General features: G+C 38.3%; 5 protein-coding genes and 1 pseudogene. All 6 read right to left on the bottom strand.

All coding sequences use genetic code 11. The annotated features are described in order from the left end of the window. Positions 1-124: histidine phosphatase family protein (locus tag LC574_RS27815; protein WP_229456905.1), on the bottom strand; the 124-nt coding region annotated here is incomplete at its 3' end. 649 nt (positions 125-773) lie between these two features. Beyond that, positions 774-1,844: a PEP-CTERM sorting domain-containing protein gene (locus LC574_RS27820; RefSeq protein ID WP_229456902.1), complete on the bottom strand. Its 1,071-nt coding sequence runs from the start codon at positions 1,842-1,844 to the stop codon at positions 774-776. 353 nt (positions 1,845-2,197) lie between these two features. Continuing rightward, complete coding sequence (locus tag LC574_RS27825) at positions 2,198-2,719, bottom strand: hypothetical protein (RefSeq protein ID WP_229456903.1); 522 nt, start codon at positions 2,717-2,719, stop codon at positions 2,198-2,200. A 106-nt stretch (positions 2,720-2,825) separates the two neighbouring features. Then, entirely contained in the window at positions 2,826-3,269 is a 444-nt protein-coding gene (locus tag LC574_RS27830) for a hypothetical protein (protein ID WP_229456904.1), read from the bottom strand. Between the two features lie 314 nt (positions 3,270-3,583). Then, complete coding sequence (locus LC574_RS27835; RefSeq protein ID WP_100900626.1) at positions 3,584-3,766, bottom strand: CsbD family protein; 183 nt, start codon at positions 3,764-3,766, stop codon at positions 3,584-3,586. A gap of 534 nt (positions 3,767-4,300) precedes the next feature. Then, positions 4,301-4,514: pseudogene (locus LC574_RS27840) on the bottom strand (hypothetical protein); the annotation flags it as partial.

Here is a 4,514-nt window from a genome sequence, read left to right on the forward strand (position 1 = left end):
CAGCAAAAGCCTTTGCCATATCCAACCCTTCTGGGGTAAGTTCTGAGTCTATGGAACCGCAAAAGGAATTATTGCGACTGCATTCTGTTTGTCCATGACGGAGGAAATAAAGAGTTAGGCTCACGGTATATTCTCATTTATTGATTGTAAATTTAAAAGCGTTAACAATCAGATGTAGCTGAAGATAGTTAATGCCTGTGGTATATTACTACAGTTTTTTGAGTTTTGGAATGATTTTCAGATTGTGCAAAGTTGCGTCACTAGAGAGCCAGTCGCCCGTGGTAGATATAGCCACTCAAAGAGTAGGCATTGGCGCAGCAGCAGAAATTAAATTAATTTTTCAGGTGATGTTATACCATCTTTCACTAAAGAATACATTAAACAGAATCTTACAGCAGTTTTCATGTATTTGAACCACATCTATCGTAGGGGTAAAGCGCATTGCTCATAGGTGTCAACTTAACGTGAAAACGATGTCCCGCAAGGAACTTCAGTTCCTTGGCTTTTAGCCAAAGTCTTCTTTTGATGACTAAATATCCCCCAAAATCTTGAGTCTACTTCAGTAGACTTTAGCTATTAGCCAGAGAATTCATTCTCTGGCGGGTGAGGAAGCCCACAGCAAAGCTATTTCTAGGCTTTTGTTGACACCAATGAGCATTGCGCTTTACCCCTACCGCGTGGTCTATTTACCTGAAAATAGCTGTAAGTGTGGAGTTAAAAATTTTTAACTCCACACTTAACACGTTCTATTTACCTATTTAGAAGTTGTTGACCTAAGCTTTCGCGGTATCTTTTCGTTGCTGCTTGTACTTGCGGCAGAAAGCTAGACCAAAACCACCCACTGCTAATGAACCCAATGCAGTTAAAGGTTCGGGGACAGACACTTTAGTTTTGAATGTGCTGGTAACAAACAGACTATACACGTTATCATTATTACTTGGATTTACAGTATTTAACTGGAGGAACGTATCACCTGCCTGGATAAAAGGATTAGGATCAGCGCTATTACCAAGTGCTAGATTATAAAGTTCATCATCAGTCCTAAAACCGCCAGAATCAGAGGCAAACGGATCTGGGTTAGTCAAACTATCACCAATACCGCCAGCAGTGATTAGAGCGCCATCATTTCCTGTTCCATCATCCTGACCACCAGCAGAACTAGTTAAGCGTCGAGAGAGAGTAGAATTTGTTGTCACGTCCACAGTAGTGAATTGACCATTTGGCTGATAGCTAAAGCTATCGGCAAAAGATACTATGAAATCGCCATTGCTATAAAGTTTATCAAAATTAAATTTAGTTGTGTCTCCTGTTGTAGATAGTTCACCGTCTAAGATAAAAGACGAGAAACCGGTGGTGGTGGCATCTTGATAAGACACAACTAAAGTCTCACCGTCATTGTCTCCTAGCTCTTCAATAGTATGGTTCTGCAAACCTCCCAAAGAGCTGAGAAGGCTGGTAACATCCCAACGTACAGTAGTTGCTGGGTTTTCGTCGGGCGTCAGCAGGAAGGCGTCAGCAGCCTGCAATAAATTACCGTTCAGTCTGACATCATTTACAGGACTATAATTCCAAATAGAAGACGCATAAAGGTAGGCTTTGAGAATAGTTGCACCTACAGGTACATCTGTTTGCAATGTACCATTGTTGCTGGTGCTACCAAAAGCATCTATGGAAAGTGCCGCATTGTCGAAGCTCTCACGAAACAACAAACTTGCGGATGCTGGCGAACTTAAGGCAGCAAACCCAAAACTGACACCAAGGAATGCAAATGTACTCAAAGTAGCTTTGCGTATGTCAGCAGCAAAACCCTTCCGTAACTTCTGTCTTAACTGAAATCTACTCATGACACTCATTATGCGTATTTGATATACTAAGGAGAATTACGTATTTTTTTGTAAGTTCCAAAGTTAATATCGCTAAACAAGAAGATATCTTCAACAAATCATTACCTGGATTTATGAAAACTTTAAGATATATTTTTGAGCAAAACCTTTTAAAATGCAGCTAAAAACTCTAAAAATTCAGGTTATTGCGCGTTTAAATGAAAAAAATATATAAGATTTATGTGAATTTTATTTGGCTAAAAATAAATTAGCAGTATTTTATACATTATCTCTACTGAAGAAGAAGCAAAAAATAAAGGTGGGTTATTACCCACCTAATCTCTTACTCATCCTCCAAACTCAAAATTCAGAAGTTACTTGCGGCTACCCAACCACTTAGCCGCCGCAATTCCGAGAATGCCTGCTACTACAGGATTACTGAGAAACTTGATAATCCCTGGTTGCTCCGCCAGCACTTCGCGGAAAATGTCAGGGTGGTTATGATACACAAAGGACGCTAGTTTGCTAACATCATCAGCACTCATACGGCTGGCGTGGTGTGTAGAAAGCCCCAACTGTTGCTCTAGATGCTTCTCGTCTAGTTTTCTTTCCTTCAAGTGTTTGAAAAAGGCTCTTGCTACATCATCCCGTTCATTGGGTTTAATTTGTGCGATCGCCTGTTGTAATTCTGGCTCCATTTGGCTGGTTGGAATGCGATCGGGATGTAAAGATTGACCAAATAAGTGCCGACGTTGATCTGGTGTTGTCCGTTGAGCGAAATCATCAAAATTTTGATATTCCGCCGTTGATTCGGCTGTAGTATCATCCAAAGATTCAACATCACCTTTAGCCAAATCTTTGATTATTTGACGCTTATAATCTTCACTGGTTGCCACTGTATTTATCTCCTTTTTTTATCAAATTATTTGGATAGCTAGTATTTGCAAGCTATAATTCCAAACCCATCAAACTATCTTCAAGTTTTAATTGCAAATACAGCAATTAGGTATATTTAACTTGATTAGTTTGAGTGTCATATTCAGTAGTCAAAATCAATTGCTTATCAGGTGCGTAAATCAAAACCTTTAAATCTTGTTTGGGGAAGTTTTTATGAAAACCTTGAACTAAAGATTTTGCTAATGGTCGCACTTCGTTCGGACGAACTTTAGGGGAAATCACAACACCTAGTTTGTTGTTATCACGAACAAAAGCGTCCTGAACTAATCCTTGAGATGCTTGGACAACCCAGTTACCAAAGGTTTGTCCTCCTGGGGTATTGCCTCGCTCTAACTCTGCATAAGTTACATCTCGGCCAATTGCTGAGGGAGTAGTTGAGCGGTCAACTTGTGACATTGTACTTGTACCACCACAGGCGGTAGTTATCATCAGTACTCCGATTAAGAGGAAAGTCGCCAATATTTTGCGACTTTGCTGAAGCAGAATCATTTTTTTACTCCTAAAAAAACACTTTAAACAATAGATAGAATAGGTTTATATTCAAACTAATTGCTTGCATTTATAAACTTGGAATCTATAGAGGTTATTCCTCTAATTTTTAATACATTTCTTTTGGAATGCAGAGACGTAATTTATTACGTCTCTACAAGAAATTCTGTCAATCAAGCTATTCCTTTAACTTTCCGCACTTGCTAACAGGAGAATAAAGAGGTATAGCATTGAATCTTCTAATCCTTCATGCTTTTTTGCAAAAATGGAATCCACCCCATTTATATCCCTATTTTTGCAAAACAATTGAATTATTAGTCAATATTTTTCTTGACATTATCTTTCACGTCTTCAATGCCGTGACGTACTTCGCTCTCAGCTTGCTTTGCTTTACCTTCGGCTTTATCTTCTGGATCTCCAGTGACATTTCCTAAAGCTTCTTGGGCTTTACCTTCAACATTTTTAGCAGCTGCTTTTGCGCGATCTTCTATGCTCATTTTGTACTCCTGATTTAATCAAAAACTTATTTCAAAGCTGTAAACAAACTTTGAAATCTTTTGTTATTACTTTTACACACTAGCTTAAAGTTTTTGCTAAAGCCTTCCACCACAAGGCATATTCAAAATTCAAAATTCAAAATTCAAAATTCAAAATTCAGAAAACCAATTGTAGTAAGCGTTATGGCTGTTGGTTGAATATAAAATAAAGTGAGAATAGTTTAGTTACCTATGCTAAAAGACATAGAACAAATGTAAATACAGGGCTATTTCATTCTCATCTAGCCCGCCTCAGAATAAATTCTGAGGCTAATAACAAAAGTCGTCTAAAGACCACTAAGAAAGGTTTTTAGTCCACTTTAGTGGACTTAAGCTATGAGCCGCGGAACTTTAGTTCTGGGCGGTTTATGTTTAGAACGAAATAGCCCTGGTGCAAATATGGTAATCCCTTCTTTAGACTGTTTAAATAAAAAACCCAGTTTCTATACGAAGCTGGGTTAATAATTAATAAAGTTATGGGGATATTTTATTTGTCTAATCTAGAAAACCCATCAAGTTTTCAGAGTTGTCAATCTCATTTGATGCTATTGGACGATTACCGAATGTTGAATAGCTTTCAGAAATTACCAATGCACTTGAGCCAACTGGACGAACCCCAGAGAGGTTGATACTTTCAACAACTTGGAATGTATTAGCGCCAATTGGACGAATACCCATTGCATTATAAGTTTCAACTACTTCTAAGCTA

The sequence above is a fragment of the Nostoc sp. CHAB 5715 genome (genome assembly GCF_020829685.1).
Lineage (GTDB): Bacteria > Cyanobacteriota > Cyanobacteriia > Cyanobacteriales > Nostocaceae > Nostoc.

Excerpts from the sequence above, each read along its gene's own strand:
- LC574_RS27830 (WP_229456904.1), bottom strand. The coding sequence starts at position 3,269 with ATGATTCTGCTTCAGCAAAGTCGCAAAATATTGGCGACTTTCCTCTTA.
- LC574_RS27835 (WP_100900626.1), bottom strand. The coding sequence starts at position 3,766 with ATGAGCATAGAAGATCGCGCAAAAGCAGCTGCTAAAAATGTTGAAGGT.
- LC574_RS27820 (WP_229456902.1), bottom strand. The coding sequence starts at position 1,844 with ATGAGTAGATTTCAGTTAAGACAGAAGTTACGGAAGGGTTTTGCTGCT.